The 16,164-nt window shown below is 33.5% G+C and carries 20 protein-coding genes; 12 read left to right on the plus strand and 8 right to left on the minus strand.

The window, feature by feature from the left end; translation table 11 throughout:
* The 5 genes from BD31_RS02985 to BD31_RS10260 all read left to right on the plus strand — a co-directional run.
* A partial coding sequence (locus tag BD31_RS02985) for a matrixin family metalloprotease (RefSeq protein WP_008298329.1) occupies window positions 1–714 on the plus strand: 714 nt, incomplete at its 5' end.
* A gap of 671 nt (window positions 715–1,385) precedes the next feature.
* Window positions 1,386–2,183: a DUF7144 family membrane protein gene (locus BD31_RS02990; protein WP_008298378.1), complete on the plus strand. Its 798-nt coding sequence runs from the start codon at window positions 1,386–1,388 to the stop codon at window positions 2,181–2,183.
* A 29-nt stretch (window positions 2,184–2,212) separates the two neighbouring features.
* A complete protein-coding gene (locus BD31_RS02995) occupies window positions 2,213–2,416 on the plus strand; it encodes a hypothetical protein (RefSeq protein WP_008298328.1) in 204 nt (67 codons plus the stop codon).
* A 106-nt stretch (window positions 2,417–2,522) separates the two neighbouring features.
* Window positions 2,523–3,062 carry a hypothetical protein gene (locus tag BD31_RS03000; RefSeq protein ID WP_008298376.1) on the plus strand — a complete coding sequence of 180 codons (540 nt, stop codon included), beginning with the start codon at window positions 2,523–2,525 and terminating at the stop codon, window positions 3,060–3,062.
* Window positions 3,063–3,110: 48 nt separating this feature from the next.
* Window positions 3,111–3,254, plus strand: coding sequence for a hypothetical protein (locus tag BD31_RS10260; protein ID WP_008298349.1), 144 nt, complete (start codon window positions 3,111–3,113; stop codon window positions 3,252–3,254).
* Here the strand turns inward: BD31_RS10260 and BD31_RS03005 are convergent.
* The 3 genes from BD31_RS03005 to BD31_RS03020 all read right to left on the minus strand — a co-directional run bounded on the left by BD31_RS03005 (window position 3,248) and on the right by BD31_RS03020 (window position 4,507).
* Entirely contained in the window at window positions 3,248–3,517 is a 270-nt protein-coding gene (locus BD31_RS03005; protein WP_008298342.1) for a hypothetical protein, read from the minus strand. The two genes, BD31_RS10260 and BD31_RS03005, sit on opposite strands and share 7 nt — an antisense overlap.
* A 371-nt stretch (window positions 3,518–3,888) precedes the next feature.
* Window positions 3,889–4,128, minus strand: coding sequence for a hypothetical protein (locus BD31_RS03015; protein ID WP_008298345.1), 240 nt, complete (start codon window positions 4,126–4,128; stop codon window positions 3,889–3,891).
* Between the two features lie 61 nt (window positions 4,129–4,189).
* Complete coding sequence (locus tag BD31_RS03020) at window positions 4,190–4,507, minus strand: hypothetical protein (protein ID WP_008298380.1); 318 nt, start codon at window positions 4,505–4,507, stop codon at window positions 4,190–4,192.
* A 92-nt stretch (window positions 4,508–4,599) separates the two neighbouring features.
* Between BD31_RS03020 and BD31_RS03025 the strand changes: the two genes are divergently transcribed.
* A complete protein-coding gene (locus BD31_RS03025) occupies window positions 4,600–6,285 on the plus strand; it encodes a helicase C-terminal domain-containing protein (protein WP_008298333.1) in 1,686 nt (561 codons plus the stop codon).
* A gap of 333 nt (window positions 6,286–6,618) precedes the next feature.
* Here the strand turns inward: BD31_RS03025 and ilvD are convergent, their stop codons facing one another.
* A complete protein-coding gene (gene ilvD / locus BD31_RS03030; protein ID WP_008298354.1) occupies window positions 6,619–8,292 on the minus strand; it encodes a dihydroxy-acid dehydratase in 1,674 nt (557 codons plus the stop codon).
* 252 nt (window positions 8,293–8,544) lie between these two features.
* On the opposite strand from ilvD, the gene BD31_RS03035 reads away from it, so the two are divergent.
* From BD31_RS03035 to BD31_RS03045, 3 genes are all read left to right on the plus strand, one after another.
* Window positions 8,545–9,834: an APC family permease gene (locus BD31_RS03035; RefSeq protein ID WP_100222178.1), complete on the plus strand. Its 1,290-nt coding sequence runs from the start codon at window positions 8,545–8,547 to the stop codon at window positions 9,832–9,834.
* A 679-nt stretch (window positions 9,835–10,513) separates the two neighbouring features.
* Window positions 10,514–10,624 (plus strand): CxxC-x17-CxxC domain-containing protein, encoded by a 111-nt coding sequence (locus tag BD31_RS03040; protein ID WP_238536049.1) that lies wholly within the window; start codon window positions 10,514–10,516, stop codon window positions 10,622–10,624.
* Between the two features lie 215 nt (window positions 10,625–10,839).
* Window positions 10,840–11,049, plus strand: coding sequence for a hypothetical protein (locus BD31_RS03045; RefSeq protein WP_008298330.1), 210 nt, complete (start codon window positions 10,840–10,842; stop codon window positions 11,047–11,049).
* Here BD31_RS03045 and BD31_RS03050 read toward each other — a convergent pair.
* Window positions 11,042–11,638, minus strand: coding sequence for a hypothetical protein (locus BD31_RS03050; RefSeq protein WP_008298334.1), 597 nt, complete (start codon window positions 11,636–11,638; stop codon window positions 11,042–11,044). The genes BD31_RS03045 and BD31_RS03050 overlap by 8 nt on opposite strands.
* Window positions 11,639–11,748: 110 nt before the next feature.
* Here BD31_RS03050 and BD31_RS03055 point away from each other — a divergent pair, with 110 nt between their 5' ends.
* The gene (locus tag BD31_RS03055) at window positions 11,749–12,156 is read left to right on the plus strand and encodes an HIT domain-containing protein (protein WP_008298372.1); all 408 of its coding nucleotides are present in this window, start codon (window positions 11,749–11,751) and stop codon (window positions 12,154–12,156) included.
* On the opposite strand, the gene prf1 is transcribed toward BD31_RS03055, so the two are convergent.
* The 3 genes from prf1 to BD31_RS03070 all read right to left on the minus strand — a co-directional run bounded on the left by prf1 (window position 12,149) and on the right by BD31_RS03070 (window position 14,972).
* A complete protein-coding gene (gene prf1, locus BD31_RS03060; protein WP_008298351.1) occupies window positions 12,149–13,432 on the minus strand; it encodes a peptide chain release factor aRF-1 in 1,284 nt (427 codons plus the stop codon). The genes BD31_RS03055 and prf1 overlap by 8 nt on opposite strands.
* A 56-nt stretch (window positions 13,433–13,488) precedes the next feature.
* On the minus strand, window positions 13,489–14,133 hold the full coding sequence (locus BD31_RS03065) for a DsbA family protein (protein ID WP_008298356.1): 645 nt from the start codon (window positions 14,131–14,133) through the stop codon (window positions 13,489–13,491).
* A gap of 62 nt (window positions 14,134–14,195) precedes the next feature.
* Window positions 14,196–14,972: a response regulator gene (locus tag BD31_RS03070; protein ID WP_008298369.1), complete on the minus strand. Its 777-nt coding sequence runs from the start codon at window positions 14,970–14,972 to the stop codon at window positions 14,196–14,198.
* A gap of 145 nt (window positions 14,973–15,117) precedes the next feature.
* On the opposite strand from BD31_RS03070, the gene BD31_RS03075 reads away from it, so the two are divergent.
* Both BD31_RS03075 and BD31_RS03080 read left to right on the plus strand, forming a co-directional pair.
* Complete coding sequence (locus BD31_RS03075; RefSeq protein WP_008298331.1) at window positions 15,118–15,333, plus strand: CbtB domain-containing protein; 216 nt, start codon at window positions 15,118–15,120, stop codon at window positions 15,331–15,333.
* Between the two features lie 12 nt (window positions 15,334–15,345).
* The gene (locus BD31_RS03080; protein ID WP_008298374.1) at window positions 15,346–16,074 is read left to right on the plus strand and encodes a CbtA family protein; all 729 of its coding nucleotides are present in this window, start codon (window positions 15,346–15,348) and stop codon (window positions 16,072–16,074) included.
* Window positions 16,075–16,164 lie beyond the last annotated feature (90 nt).

Consider the following 16,164-nt stretch of genomic DNA (forward strand, 5'->3'; position numbering starts at 1 on the left):
CCTTCAATTCCTGATAAGCAGATTCCAATCAATGCATTGAAAAAAGCAATTCAATCTTGGGAGGAAAATAATCCTCAGCTAGACTTTATCCAATCTGAAAACTCCAACATTGAGATTAAATGGCAAAAATATGCTTCATCAACTCATACTGGATTGGCAACTTGTAATTCAGTACTGTTTGGTATTTTGAGTCACTGTGTTTTGGATATTTCTGTTGGGGCTGAAGATTGCAATGGGAATTTTATTCAAAACGACGAAAACATGGTGATCAATATATTGATGCATGAGATAGGACATTCTCTTGGATTGGGTCATTCAAGCCAAACTGATCATCTGATGTATTCTACAGAATCTCCTCAAATCGCTTTTGATGATAAAGGATATGTGATCCCTTCAAGATTTGAAGAACTCTATGTTGGTCAGAATCTTCTTCTTAAACAAGAAAAAGAAATTCGTTCGGAAATTGAATCTCTTAATGTAAAAATCTCACGTGAAAATTCTCAATATGATGAATACTTGAAACAATATGAATATTATGAGGGAAAAACTCTTTCTCCTGATGATTATCAAAAGGCTCAAAGAGTCTTTGAAAAATTAAACACTCAAGGTGAAAAAATTAATTCCATGATTGATGATCAAAATATGTTAATTGAACAAATTAATGATATTGTGAATCAGCTAGGGTGTAATCCTAACTTTGAAATCACTTCGTGATTACCCAAATAACAATACCAAACCAACAACTAATGCCGTAACTGAAATTCCCATCCAGACATAAAATTTTTTTAACATGCTATTTTACTAAAATCCTCTAAAATTAATAGGTTTGAATGATTAAAACTTTAAACAAATCTGAACATGAACTAAAGAGACGTTACAACATTTAATTCAAAAGTTAACTTCTTTGCAAAATAATTTTTTGATTGCTTGAATATTTACAATAAGGAAAGCAAGCAAGTTTGATGTCTTATTTCATCGACTCTTTGGGAGTTACAGACAGACATCAAACCCGCAATCATCTTGCTTCCAATATTTGTAATGCTTGATGTTTTGAAAAATTCATAAAATTAAACATGTCTTGAATTTTGATCAAAAAGGGTTGAAAAATTGATCCTTTTTTAGACTTTAATCTTCCTTAGAATTGATAGAATTTTTCTTCAATACGCACAAATGTTCAAAATGCACACACAATTTCTTTTAGTCTAATTCATACATTGTATGTTGAGTCATTCGTTTGACGGCTTCCTACGTTTGCCTTAACCGACCATACCCTAGAATTCATTGCCGTCAGACGCTCATATTTTCTAAATCTGTGACTCTTGTATTTCGTAATTAACCAATGTTACATACTTGCTTTATTCTAATACCGTTCTCAAAATAATTCATTGGAAAAACTAGATCCTAGTAAGTATTGCATCCGATGTGATGCACCGCTATTATCGGTCAGTGATATTTGTCCTCAATGCGGTTGTCCAAAAAAGATGATTGATGATTCTGATGAAGTTATGACTGAAAATGAAATTGAAACAATACTTGACGCAAAAGAATCAATTGAATCTAAATTTCAAAGTAAAATTTCTCTTCCTACTGGTGTTCGTTTAATTACTTTATTTCAGATGCTTTTTGGAATTTTACTTGTTTTCTCTGCGATTTTCTTTGCTGTGTCTGTAATACTTTTGGTAATGTCAAGCGGAATGAGTAGTTTGAGTGGTATTGGAAATGTTGGAAATATGCCTATGCCATTAGGTATGGGTGCCATAGATCCTGCCACCATGTCTGCAATCGATATGATAATCAATCTTCATGGTATTACTGGATTTTCTGATATGTATGAAATTCAAGGATTGTTGAGTTCTTCAGGTGTATTGAATGTTAAGGTAATAATGGATATTATAATGGATACATCTATTATTTCCCTTATTGAAATTGTAATTGGATTATCTGCATTTATGATTGGGAGAAGTTTATTCAAAGGAAAAAATTGGGCCCGACTCGTTACTATAATTTCAGCAATTGTTTCTATTCCACTAACAGTTCTGTTTTTGGTGAATCTTGATCATCGAATTCTTCTTGGAATGATTGCAATTGATGGGATAATATTGTACTATCTCATGAAGCCAAGTGTAAAAGAATATTTTTCTCAATTTGTCAAGAATAATCCAAAATCTGATATCAAAACTTAAAACTTATTTTTGTTTATCAGGTGATTAAGGTGATCATATCGTGCAGAGGTGTCCAAAAAAACCATCATGTCACATCTTGTCCATTTCTTTATGATGGAAATTGGGGAGATTTGAAATTGATTGAGCATGAAAAATTTCACAAATCACTTCGGGATGGAACTGGTTTTTGGCTTGGCTTTGAAATATCTCAACCTTTTGGAACTATGAGTGGACGTGATGGAAAAAGATCATAATTCTTGCATTTATGATATTAATTGTATTAATTGTATTACTTCAAGAAAAATATCCTCATTTTCAGATACACGAATAATTTTATTCTGATAAGAAATACCCATTACTGTGAGTGACCCCCATGTTTTGGAATGGAATAATGATTTTTTTCTTAAATGGTCTGATTTTGAAGCCGAATCAAACCCTGCTGTATTTGAGGACTCTCATAGCACCATCAAATATAGATTTACGTGGATAGTAAGTTCTGAAAAAATTGACGATCAAATCATGTTTCTAATTGATGACATTCGTCTGTTTGTAGAATTTCATCCTCTTCTTTCATGGGTCAGGCCATTTCAATCTAACGATGATTTGTTAAAACATGAGCAAGGCATTTTTGATCTGGCTGAATTGGTTAAACGTGAAAATCTGAAATTATTACAAGATATTTTTTATGGAAAACGATTTCCAACAAGAGGTAAAAATGAACCACAGCAAAAACAATTTGCAAAAGAAGATTCAGGTAAAATGATTGCTAAAGAGGTGGAAAAATTAGAAAAGATTTTTGAAAAAAAACGACATGAGTATACTGAGCAGACCAATTTTGGACAAAATCAAGAAAAACAATCTGAATACAATTTGATGTTTGAAAAATTAAGACAGTTGTAATGCAGTGCAGACTGATTTGTTATATGTGTGATGTTTAATTTTTCTTGTATGGAAACTGCAAACCTTCCTAAATTCAAATGGGGTACACTCTCTGAACTCAATTCTGGACATACTGTTGATGAGTGGGGCGTGCAAAAGAAAAAACAGATTTTGAGAACTTTTGTATCTTACACTGTTTCTTGGGATTATTGAGACTGATTCCCAATAATCTTATTTTCTGGAATTGAATTGATGTAATTTACCAAACTTCTATAATATTTTAAATGAAAATCTAAATCTCTGATTTCTGTTTGTTTTAATTCTTCAAGTTCTGGTCCAAAATCTCTTTTATCCGTCTGAATATGATTTAATGTATTTTCATTTACTTCAATCATGTGGAAAAGACTGTGGAGCACTTCTCCTTTTGTTAGGGTTTTTTCACATGATTTTCTTAACAATACCTCGACCCAATCCATATTGATTTTGAATACAATTGTTATATCCGCCCCTGAATTTGATAAATTCTGACCTTTACTCTAATTTTTTTAGTCTAGTGTGTATGGCTTATTTTTTTCCTGACTTCTTTTTTCTGTCCATAATTTCCTTGTTTCTTTCAATATCTGAATGAACCTCTACATGCTCGTATAGCTGTTCTTTTGATTCAAACAATTGTTCACAATAATAGCATTGATGCATTGCTATATTATATCAGTCTCAGATAAATTACTTTTTATGTAGTAGAAAAAATTTATTCGTAAAAATAGATACTGGCTTATTTTTTAGATAGAAATATCCATTTTTTGTTTAGCAATATTGTAAAATAAAATGGATGATAATCTAGATGAGATTATCTCCCATTTTCTTCTCTAATTTTTTGTGCAAGGTCTCCGAAAGGATCTTCATGCCATTTTTCTTTATTCAGGCTAACCATGCCTGTATCCGAAGAAAATGACCCTTCTTCAGCTGCTGGTGCTAATATTGCATCATCTGGGATGTAGTTTTGTTGATTAGCTGTTCCATAAACTACAACTCCTGCAATTGCTGCAACACCTATTGCTATACCTGCGTATATCATTGCGTTTGACATGATGTTTTTCTGGATTTTTGATATTAATCAAGTATGTATTCACTGCATTGCAATGAAATTTTTAATGAGTTTCTACTCTGATCTCAGAATTACAAACAGGAATTCGTCCTGTTTCCTTTTTAAAATCTTCAATTAATTGCAATTGGCGCTCTTTTTGATTACTAGTGAACTCTCTTTGATAAAAATGAGTTTTTTGTTTACAGTCACTTTCAGAAAATTCTGTATCCACATACTCGGCAAAGGTTTTTTCCATGTTATTGGTCTCTCCGATGAATATTGGTTCTTTGTTTCTATTATACAGCACATAAACTCCTGCATTTGGTTTTACAAATTTGGCACTATCTAACCAAACTCTCATCTTATCTTCTAATAATTCCATAATTTGATATGATCTACTAGATATTAAACTAGTTTACAAAAACAATGATATTACAAGAACCTTCATGCTTTTAATATTGATTATAAACAAGTGTGATCCTGTCTCTTTTAGAAAATTTTCCCGAACAATACACTCCTAGGGAAATTCAAAAAGAGATTATCTCTGAAATTGAATCCAACCTAAAATCAGGTTTTAAAAAAATCATTCTTTGTGCACCCACAGGCGTTGGCAAATCTCTTGTTGGTGCCACAATTTCTCGATACTTTGATAGTTCATTTACTGTAACTGCTTCAAAACATCTTCAGGACCAATATATCAAAGATATTCCGTTTCTAAAACCTGTTAAAGGAAAACAAAACTTTCCATGTCCTAAACTCATGTCTTCAGAAAAAGTGGAGAATAATGTAAGAGCAATGCGTTGGGGTCTGACATGTGAAAAAGGAGTGTGCCAGGAAAGGGTGAATAAAAATGGCAAGGAAGTTTTTGAGGTTTGCAAATTCAAGCCTACCATAAAGCAAATAGAAGAAAACACACAGGATTCTCAATGTTGTCCTTACTATATGCAAAAATATCAGGCTCTTACTTCAAAACATTCACTTTGGAATTATCATGCATTTTTCACCATTATGAAATTTAATAAAAAACTGTTTGAAGAATATCTTGATAGAAAAGTCACCGTCTTTGATGAGGCACACAAAATTGAAGACCAAATAATTCAGTTTGTAGGATTTGATATCTTTAGTGGTCAAGTAGACGAGTGTAATCTTAATACAAACAAGTATGATTTCACAGACTTGGATTCTGTGATACAGTTAACTGATGACATGGCCTATTCGTACGCAAGTAAAATCAAGAATATCAAAGAAAGCACTGCATTTCAAAAAGAACCAGATTATGAATTAATTGCAGGGTTGGAAAGACGATATGATAGAACCGCTCAAGCTAAAATAGATATTCTTACAGACAAGGATAATTTTGTTGTAAATGATCCTGTTAAAGATTTCAATGGAAGTTTTAAAACAATATCTGTAAAACCTATCGATGTTTCAAAATTTGCAAATTCATTTTTTGAAACTGATTATCAGTTATTCATGTCTGCAACAATCGACAAATCAAGTTTCTGTGAAAATATGGGTTTGGAAAAAGATGATGTTGCGTTTGTAGATACACCAAAATCCCCATTTCCACTTGAACACAGAAAAATTGATCTTCTCAATGTTAGGCGATTAAGTTATGGTTCAACTGAGAATGATGAGCTTGAAGTAATTAAGACAATTGATAGAATTTTAGATGAGCATTCTCATGAACGTGGATTAATATTAACATCTTCTATCCCGAGATGCCAGAAAATAATTCGTTACCTTTCTCCTAAAAACACTAAAAGAATCAGAATTTGTCATAGCAAAAACAAAGATGGAAAAACACAAGATGAAGTAATTACAGAACATGCATCAGATCCTACTGGCGTATTACTTTCTTCATCGTTATGGGAAGGAGTTGATTTAAAAGATGATTTGTCAAGATTCCAGATTATTGCAAAGGTTCCATATCCAAATTACACTGAAAAAAGAACCAAGGCTAAGATGAATAAATTTCCATTGTGGTATACTTCTCAAACTCTTACAAAATTATTACAGGGGTTTGGTCGCTCGATAAGAAGTGATGATGATTGGGCAAGAACATACGTGCTTGATGCTGCAGCAAATAATGTCTTTTTCAAGGCACAACAAATGATTCCAAAGGCATACTATGATGTTTTAGGAATAGAAAACCTGTAGACAGCAGTGTAAATTTTTGTACACATGTTGTACTTGAAAGCCATATTTTAGAAGAATCTAAAAAGTGAAAGTCAAGATTTGCAGCAATCTAGATACTGGTATCTCTAACCTTCTAAATTGATTAGAATAAGCGATCTTTAAACTTTTACTATTGAATTGAGCCTGGAAGTTTAGAATCTGAAATTTATTCTAGACCATAACTGGCAACCATCTTGATTTTATCTGTCTTTAGTAGACAACAGTAATTCGATAAACATAATTTGCTTTTTCTTCCTGTTATCTCTGAATGTTATTTTAGATCGTGATCTATAAATCTTGTGGATTAATTGTCCATTATGGGTTTGCAGTAGTAATTGCCCCCTTTGCAGCAGAGCCTACCAGAGTTGCGTATTTTGCAAGAGCGCCTGTGGTGTAGTTTGGTTTAGGTTTACTCCACTGCTTTCTTCTATTTTCCAATTCTTCTTTTGATACATGAAGATCAATTATGTTGGTCTCAGTATCTATTGTAATCTCGTCATCGTCTTTTATCAATGCTATTGGGCCTCCGACATATGCTTCTGGTGCGACATGACCTACCATAAATCCTCGTGTTCCTCCAGAAAATCTTCCATCAGTTACCATTGCTACTTTTTTACCCAATCCTTGCCCTACAAGTGCTGCTGTGGTAGCTAACATCTCTCTCATTCCTGGTCCTCCTTTTGGTCCTTCGTATCTAATTACTACTACATGTCCTTCATCGATCTCTCCTTTTGCAACTGCATCAAATGCATATTCTTCTCTGTCAAAGACACGAGCTTTACCTGTAAATTTTGTCATCTCTACTCCTGCAGTTTTAATTACTGCTCCCTCTGGTGCTAGACTTCCTTTAAGAACTACTGCAGTTCCTACTTGATGAAGTGGGTTTTCAACTGATCTTACAATGTGTTGCTCTACATCTGGAATACTAATTGACATGAGATTTTCCTTAATTGTTTTTCCTGTTACTGTCATGCAATTTTCATTAAGCAATCCTTTATCAAGTAATTTCTTTAGTACAAACGGAATTCCACCAATTTTATCTAATGAGTTCATCACATAACTTCCACCTGGTTTCATATCTGCCAAGTGAGGTGTCTTTTTTCTTATCCTTTCAAAGTCGTCATAGCTCAAATCAATGTTTACTTCATTTGCAAGTGCAAGTAAATGTAAAATCCCATTAGTTGATCCTCCTACAGAATTCAACATGGTGATTGCATTTTCAAATGCTTCAAAACTCAAAATTTCTTTAGGTCTAATGTTCATCTCTAGTAGTTTAGCACATGCAACTCCTGTATCGTATACCATCTTATCTCGTCTTTCATCCTCTGCAGGTGGGCTGGCACTACCAGGCAATGCAAGTCCTATGGCTTCGGAAATTGATGCCATTGTGTTTGCCGTGAACATTCCACCGCAAGATCCTGAACTTGGACATGCTGTATTTTCAATATTTTTTAATGATTCGAGAGATAACTGTCCCGAATCATATGCGCCTACTGCCTCATACACATCTACAATTGTTAATTCTTGACCATCTAGCATTCCTGGCATGATGGTTCCTCCATAAACAAAAACTGATGGGACGTTTAGTCTGGCCATCGCCATCATGGTTCCAGGTAAACTTTTGTCACATCCTGCAATACCGACTAGTGCATCATATTGATGTGCTCTGACCATTAATTCAATAGAATCAGCAATAACTTCACGAGATACAAGAGATGATTTCATTCCCTCATGTCCCATTGCAATTCCATCGCTTACTGCAATTGTTGAAAATTCTCTTGGTGTAGCACCTGCATCGGATACTCCTTGTTTAGCTTTGATGGCTAATCTTGGCAGGTGAATATTACATGGTGTTGCTTCATTTCCTGTATGACATACACCGATAAATTGTTTAGATAAATCATCATCGTTTAGGCCCATAGCCTTATACATTGCTCTCTGCGGTGATCTCGATGTTCCTTCTACGACATTTTTACTAGAAATATCCATGACATGTAAATTCCAGATTTGCTATAATTTAGACTTTGTTCAGAATCTCAAAGTTTTATTTTAAAATTCTAAAGATATCTGTAAATTGAGATTCAATTTCGTATGGAGTTAACGCATGTGCCTATTTGGGGATAATGTGATTCATGTGTGGAACGTATTATATTTGAATCAAAGTTCCAAAACCCCGTCACGGTATTTACACACTAAAACAATTATTCCTTTATACATTCAAACTGAATGTTTGGTAGCGTTATGGAAAATAAAAAAGAGGTAGGATTTTGGTCTGCCATATCTATAGGGATTGGCGGGATGGTTGGTGGTGGAATTTTTGCAGTTTTAGGTTTGGCAGTTAATTTGTCTCATGGAGGAGCTCCTATAGCATTTGCAGTTGCAGGGTTAGTTGCACTAGTAACTGCATATTCTTATTCAAAACTCTCAGTTACATTTCCAAGTTCTGGTGGAACAGTCGAATTTCTCAATCAAGGACTTGGAACCGGGAGACTTACAGGAGGACTAAACATACTGCTCTGGATAAGTTATGTTGTCATGCTATCATTATATTCAAGTGCTTTTGGCAGTTATGGTTCTACTTTCTTTCCTCAAGAGGACCAAACATTTTGGAAACATGTACTTACGAGTGTAGTCATCGTCTCATTCACTTTATTGAATTTTCTTAATGCAAAGATAGTAGGAAAATCAGAAGGAGTAATTGTTCTTTTCAAGATCATTATTTTGGTAGTCTTCATCACAGTTGGATTTTGGAGTGTTCAGATTGAGAATCTTGAATTGTCCACATGGAATCCTCCGATAACTCTCATAGCAGGTGGCATGATAATTTTCTTAGCATATGAGGGCTTTGAATTAATTGCAACTACTGCAGGAGACATTAAAAATCCAAAAAAGATTTTGCCCAAGGCATTTTACACATCAGTGTTATTTGTAATTGGATTGTACATGATGGTATCTATTGTGACTGTGGGAAATCTTTCATTAGATAAAATTGTAGAATCTCAGGATTTTGCATTAGCAGAGAGTGCAAAACCGTTTTTGGGCCAGACAGGGTTTATAGTAATTGCCATAGCAGCTCTACTTTCTACTAGTTCTGCAATTAATGCGACATTATATGGAGCATCAAGAATTAGTTATATCATTGCAAAAACAGGGGAATTACCCCATAATCTTGAACGAAAAATTTGGAATAAACCTATAGAGGGATTAATCATCACGTCAATTCTAACTCTTATAATTTCAAATCTTTTTGATCTTTCTAGTGTTGCAATCATGGGGAGTGCTGGATTTTTACTTATTTTTGCTGCAGTGAATTTTGCAAACTTCCGTTTACATAAAAAAACATTTAGTAAAAAATGGATTTCGCTGACAGGATGTGTTGGATGCATTGTGGCATTAGGTGTACTAATATGGCAATCTAAAATTTCGTCTCCTGAAAGCATATGGGTTTTTGTGCTAATGGTGGGAATTGCATTTTTGATTGAAGTAGTTTACAGAAAAATATCCAACAGAACACATAAACGACTTTCTTGAAATATTTTAGAACTATGGCGATTATCTGAATTTTTGGCCCTTTTTAGGTATCATTGTAGATTGATCTCTGTTAAATGAAAGCATTATGGTTTTCAGAATAAATTTTTAATGTAAGATATTTGACTAAAATCTAGACTTTATCCAGATTGTGATGATTTCCTTTAAGATTCAATTCTCAAATGATTTATCATTTTATGTATAAAGCAGATGTAGTAAATTATAAAAATAAAATAGAAAATAGTTAAAAAAATTTAGTAAAAGTATCCCAAAATTAGAATTGTTGATTTTTGTTAGAATTGAAACTACAAAGGTATACATGAACGATAGGGAAATGATAGATATGACTAAGAAATTACCCCATGGACATAATATTGGTGGCGGAAATAGCCAGAAAAGACGTCAAGAGTACAAAAAAGAAAAAAATTCTGAATAGAATTACTAATTTTTATTAAAATGATTTTTCTATTTCTGTTTCAAGTAGTTCAATGGATTCTCTTTTTGGTTCTAGTACAAAAAAGAAATCTACAAAGAAAAAGTCTACGTGTTGGGGATTTTAAACATCAATACGCTTTATTTCAAAAATAAATGAGGCATTTGAACATATTCTCAAATTTTAGATTCTAATACGCTTCTTCTTATGGGGGAGAACTTTCAGTAAATTATGTCACAAGACAGAAAAATGTACAAATGTACCTGTGCTGACTGCAAAAAAGAAACCGAGGTTCCTTTTGAACCAAAAGCAGACAGACCAGTATATTGCAAAGAATGTTATCAAAAACACCAAAAGTAGAAGATTTAGACTAGTTTCGTTTGATTGATTTTAAACTTGATTATTTTCAAATACTCTTTCTTTATTTTTTCTTATTATATTAGATTCTAAGCTTTTTTAATTATTTCTACAATGAAATTTTAATGTAAACTCTTTGATTACAATCTAGACTTTATTGAAATTATTATTCCAAATCTTTCATTGAGTTTAAATTGTAAATATTTTGTTCAGATATTATGGAACAAAAAGCACTGGAATGTCCTGTGTGTAAGAGTAACAAGGCTGAAATTGCAGGTGAGAACGTAAAACTAAGTGGAAGATTTGAAGATAAAGAATTCCTTACCACTGAACTGACTGTACTTCGATGTACACGATGTGGATACTACATGTTCTTTGATAAGATGGCTCAATTTACCACAAAAGAAGAATCTGAGGATTCTATTTGATGATCTCTTGGTTGTCTAATTCTAGTAACTGTGATTGTAATTCTTCTGGCGTTTCAGCACCGTATGAAATCAAAATTCGGTCATCTTCTTGGATTTCGTAATCTCTGATATCTGGTACTTGTTTTCCATTTATGTAAAACACCAATGAATAATCCTCATTTGTACAGAAACTTCTGCCATCTTGGAATACGAAGCATTGATCATCAAGGCCTATTTTCAGTGTATCGAAGAGATATCCCATTGTAACTCCTGTGGCGTGTTTGTGAACTGTAGACCCATCCCTTCCTTCAAAATGAATCCAACTTGATTTTATTTGATATGCGGGAGCTGAAAAATCGAATTTGTCTCCGAATATTTTCACCAATAATGCTGCATGTGAATGCTCACTGCCCAAGGCTCCTGCATTTTCTGGACCTCCTGGGACATTGTCAGACATGTTGACAAATACCCATCCCGCATAACCTACAATAACTGCAATAACTGCCAAAACTCCTACAGCGATTAGAGTTTCTTTTCTTTTAGCTGCTGAATGTTTGGTGGCATAGTTTTCACGCTTTTCTTCACGTTCTCTTCTCTCTTTTCGGCCCATTAGATAGTCAGAGTCTAAAAATTACCCTAATTAACCATTCGACACTTTGATTCAATCTTGAATTATTCATTCAATAAAATAATAAATAAAATCAAAAATCGTTGTTGTTTATGGATTGTATCTTTTGTGAAATTTTGAATGGAACAAAAGACGGACATTTTCTTTATGAGGATGACCATCATGTGGCCTTTTTAGACAAATATCCAATAGATACAGGTCACAGCTTGGTTGTTCCAAGAAAACATCATGAAAGAATAACTGATATGGATTCTAAAGATGTTGGAAATGTTTTCTCAGTTGTACCGAAAATTGCAAAGGCAATATTGAATGCAACTGGTGCAGATGCATTTAGTCTAGGCCAGAATAACGGTAGAGCTGCAAAGCAAATCATCCCCCATGTTCACATCCACATTATTCCAAGATATAATAGCAAAGGAACAGTGTGGACAAAGCGCCAAATCTCAACTGATGATGAACTCTTAGAACTTGCAAAAAAAATCCGCTCTTTTCTTACTTAGCGTGACCTGGATTGTATCTTAGAATTGCTCCAACTTTTCCTAGACTTGCAAGCATGTTTCCATGTTCCGCACTTCCTGAAATAACTTCTAACTGAGAACCTGTTTTGGCAGCAAGAATCTCTAGATAATCAACAATATCTTGCTCAAAAACTTCTGTATCCATGGCATTGCATGATGGGCATGGAGTACTTGTAAATTCTGTCTTTTTTGGAATTACTTCTGGTCTTTCAACAATTGCTTCTTGCAAGTGTTTGCATCTCTTACATTTGGCTTCAACTCTGTGAAGATTTGTGTTGTCTGTGATGATCAATGTTTTAACAACATTATTTTTTAGATAATCTATTACTTCTTGTAATCCATATGATCCTTTGCCTGAATTAGTGTTTATTTCTCTAAACAAATCCTCCACTAGTTTTTTCTCTTCAACCATTCTGAAATCTCCTAAAATGTCTGATGACTTTGCAAAAGCCTCTCTGATGCCTTCTGCCCCTGAATATGATGCATCAATTGTATTGATTATCATATTTTGTAATCTGTATTCTAAATAATTCCCATTAATGAAATCCTCTTTTGTAGGTCCAGGACCTGAAATAACTAATCCTTTGATTGGATAAATGTCGATAAAATATTCTCTTGTAGTTTCTGCTACTCTGTTAAAATAATATGTTAATTCCATTTCTCTAAGCTTTTGAAATCTTTTAGCTGATTGCCCTCCTTGTCTGTGTTTTCCTGCAACTCCTGAACCAGTTTGACCTAACACCTCAATTTTATCTCCATGCAATAACCCCCATCCTGCATCTTTTGCGTCAATTGCCAAGAACCCAATTAGGTTGTCATCTTTTAACATGTCTTTTAGAATATCGACATGGAAATGATCATCGCATCTGTATAGATACTGATTCAAGTCCTTTGGAGGATCAATTTCCCAAACTGTTACAACTTCACTTCCCAAGGGGCCTCCTCCCTCTGGGGGGAGAGCTCCACAAAATACAACTAATCCACGTTCTGGTGTTTTTTTGTACATTTTCAATCTCTGTACCACTTTACCTAGAGAATCGACTACGTGTGATCTTGTAAGATCTGATTTGATGTTGTCTGCAGTTCCTTGTTCTTGTTGGAGTGAACTGATGATTTCATGTAATTGTTTTCCTTTTGGAATGTACACTGAGATTAGTTCTGTACCCCTTCCAGATTTTTGAGATAATTCTTCTAGGGTTTTTCTAATTTTATAGAGTTTAACTGAATCTTGTTTTTCAACATCGATCTTCTTATTCATTTGTAATCTCTCCTCATTATGCGAATATTAATTGATTCACTTCTAATTCCCTGAAATCATAACTCGTCAATTGTTTTTAGAAATACTTCTAATGGTTGATTACCTCTAATTTTGATAATTTTATGATCATTGAAGACTAGAAATGATGGTGTTGCATCAATTCCAACTTCTTTCCCAAATTCATAAAGAGTGTTTACCCTGTTTTGGTATTTGTGGCTATCGAGGCATTTGTTGAATTCATCCAAATTCAAATTAACTGTTGTTGCAAATTTTTCAAGTGATTCTCGGGTCACCCAACCTGTTCTCTCGCCACCCCAATTTTTGTATAATTCATTATGATATTGCCAATATTTTTCTTGATCATCTGCGCAGTATGCAGCTTCTGCAGCAAGAATTGAGTCAGGACCGTTCAGTGGAAAATCTTTGAAGACAAGTTTCACTTTACCTGTTTTAATATGATCCTCGATTATTGTATCTAATGTATTCTGATGAAATTTGTAGCAAAAAGTACACTGGTAATCCCCCCACTCTAAAATTGTAATAGGTGCATTCGGATCTCCTAATATTGGAGAACCGTCATCAATTAGTCTTGAAGATGTAAGTAACTTTGTATCTTCCTCTGATTGAGGATAAACTACTAAAAACATTCCAACAACAATTCCTACTATGATTGGAATTGCCAGCAAATGTAATTTTTTCATGATTTGAGAAATTTTGCTTCAAGTAAATATCTTCTCAATTAATCAGGGTGTTTTTTCTGTGTTTAAATTTGATTTTGTAATACTGTCATTATTTCTGACATTTTTTGACTAATTTCTTTTTCCTCTTGATTAATATTGATTCTTTCTAACCCTTCAAAAATTGCAACATTGTTTATCATATGATTTAACACATCTAATGAAAATGGTTTTTCGATTACCGCAATTGCTCTGTTTAGCTTTGTCAATATTTCTAACAATGTTCTTTCTAGATAACCTGACGCAAAAATTATTCTTTGTTGGGGATTAATCTCTAAAATTTCTACTGCTGCTTGTAATCCTGTCATGATAGGCATTTTATGATCAAGGATTATGACGTCAAAATAATTCATGTCTTGTTGAATGTTGCTTATTCTTTTATATGCGTCAACACATTTACGTCCATCTGTAGTAGCTGTAACTTCATATCCCTTTGTTTCTAGATAACTTTTGTATAATTCTAAAATTGCAGGCTCATCATCGGCAATTAATAGTCTCATGGATTTCTTTTCTATTCTTTTTTCTTGTGAGATCTGTTCTGTTTCAAGTTTACTTAATTCTAATTTAATTGGATCTAGTATTTTTGATTCAGCCATTCTTCCAAAAACTCCTTGTGCCAAATCTGCAAATAACTCATAGTTTGAAATTACCTCATTTTCTGTTTTTCCAGAAATTTTGGTCATTGTTTGAATGATTGATTTGTATCCTTTTGATCCGTAAAGATCAATTAATTCTCTCTGAATTATCTTTGAAACTTGGTTGTCTGATTCAATATTGCCAATTTTTATTCCTAAATTACCCATTTTACAATTTTTTACTCATGTTACATATCAAAAAGACCAGTATGTTAGATCATAAAATAACATCTTTTTTGTGGCTAAATCTAGATTTTTTCATCTTCTTGCAAATATCCAAGAGCTTAAATATATTCAGAGAAACATAATTTTCATGTCTGAAACAAGACAAATTAATGTCTCAAAAACTAGTGTCCCAAAACTAGCGATAGTTGCACTGGCAATAATCTTTGTAGCGGGATTATTTGTTGTAGGATTTGATCAAGGTCATATCTTTAGTCTAGTTTATGGTGAGCAAGCATTTACTGATTCTTACATCCATGAACTTACTCATGATATGCGACACGCAGCTGGATTTCCCTGTCATTAGGAATCTTTCATCATGAAAGCATCGCTTTTTATTATTATCGTCTTAGTCTCTGGTACATCTGCTGGTTTAGTTCATGGGATAGTCAATTATGCAATTGTAGAACCCTATCTTGATCAGGCAATTGGAATTGAAAATCAACACCTCTTTGCTTCTGGGGATGAGGAGAATACTCCTGATTTTTGGGTAAAATATGACGGGTATAGAGTTTGGCAAAAAAGTGGTCAAATTCTTGCTGGGGTAATTTTGGGAACCTCAATTGGCTCTTTGTTTGGAATTGTATTTGCATTGTCTAAAAATTCATTACCTGGAATTAATAATGTCAAAAAAGCTCTAATCCTATCTGGTATAATGTGGACTACTCTTTACTTAATCCCTTTCCTGAAATATCCTGCTAATCCTCCAACTGTAGGAGATAGTGAAACTCTAGTTCTTAGAGTATTTTTGTATTTATCATTAATTGCAATTTCTGGAATTGGTGCAATTGGTTTTTACAAATTATCAAAAAAATTCAAAAACAAGAAAAAATTTATCGCACTAATCGGATATGGTGTCTGCATATCAATTGCTTTCATTGCAATGCCTGATAACCCTGATGAAATTACTGTCTCTATGACCTTAGTAAACGAATTTAGATTGATGTCCGTACTTGGTGTATCCTCATTCTGGATTTCAGTTAGTCTAATTCTTGGTTATTTGTGGGATCGTTTGGAGTTTTCTAAAAAAACCACTCAATACACTTGATCATTCTTAATCTATAGAACGAGAATTATTACACCTCGTTTAAATATCTGTACAAAATTAACAAAATTTGCATGTCTAAAAAATTACATT

This window comes from Candidatus Nitrosopumilus salarius BD31 (assembly GCF_000242875.2).
Taxonomy (GTDB): domain Archaea; phylum Thermoproteota; class Nitrososphaeria; order Nitrososphaerales; family Nitrosopumilaceae; genus Nitrosopumilus; species Nitrosopumilus salarius.

Coding starts and splice junctions, on each gene's coding strand:
- BD31_RS10260 (WP_008298349.1), top strand. CDS start 3,111: ATGGAAACTGCAAACCTTCCTAAATTCAAATGGGGTACACTCTCTGAA.
- BD31_RS03005 (WP_008298342.1), bottom strand. CDS start 3,517: ATGGATTGGGTCGAGGTATTGTTAAGAAAATCATGTGAAAAAACCCTA.
- BD31_RS03015 (WP_008298345.1), bottom strand. CDS start 4,128: ATGTCAAACGCAATGATATACGCAGGTATAGCAATAGGTGTTGCAGCA.
- BD31_RS03020 (WP_008298380.1), bottom strand. CDS start 4,507: ATGGAATTATTAGAAGATAAGATGAGAGTTTGGTTAGATAGTGCCAAA.
- ilvD (WP_008298354.1), bottom strand. CDS start 8,292: ATGGATATTTCTAGTAAAAATGTCGTAGAAGGAACATCGAGATCACCG.
- BD31_RS03035 (WP_100222178.1), top strand. CDS start 8,545: ATGGAAAATAAAAAAGAGGTAGGATTTTGGTCTGCCATATCTATAGGG.
- BD31_RS03040 (WP_238536049.1), top strand. CDS start 10,514: ATGTACAAATGTACCTGTGCTGACTGCAAAAAAGAAACCGAGGTTCCT.
- BD31_RS03045 (WP_008298330.1), top strand. CDS start 10,840: ATGGAACAAAAAGCACTGGAATGTCCTGTGTGTAAGAGTAACAAGGCT.
- BD31_RS03050 (WP_008298334.1), bottom strand. CDS start 11,638: ATGGGCCGAAAAGAGAGAAGAGAACGTGAAGAAAAGCGTGAAAACTAT.
- BD31_RS03055 (WP_008298372.1), top strand. CDS start 11,749: ATGGATTGTATCTTTTGTGAAATTTTGAATGGAACAAAAGACGGACAT.
- prf1 (WP_008298351.1), bottom strand. CDS start 13,432: ATGAATAAGAAGATCGATGTTGAAAAACAAGATTCAGTTAAACTCTAT.
- BD31_RS03065 (WP_008298356.1), bottom strand. CDS start 14,133: ATGAAAAAATTACATTTGCTGGCAATTCCAATCATAGTAGGAATTGTT.
- BD31_RS03070 (WP_008298369.1), bottom strand. CDS start 14,972: ATGGGTAATTTAGGAATAAAAATTGGCAATATTGAATCAGACAACCAA.
- BD31_RS03075 (WP_008298331.1), top strand. CDS start 15,118: ATGTCTGAAACAAGACAAATTAATGTCTCAAAAACTAGTGTCCCAAAA.
- BD31_RS03080 (WP_008298374.1), top strand. CDS start 15,346: ATGAAAGCATCGCTTTTTATTATTATCGTCTTAGTCTCTGGTACATCT.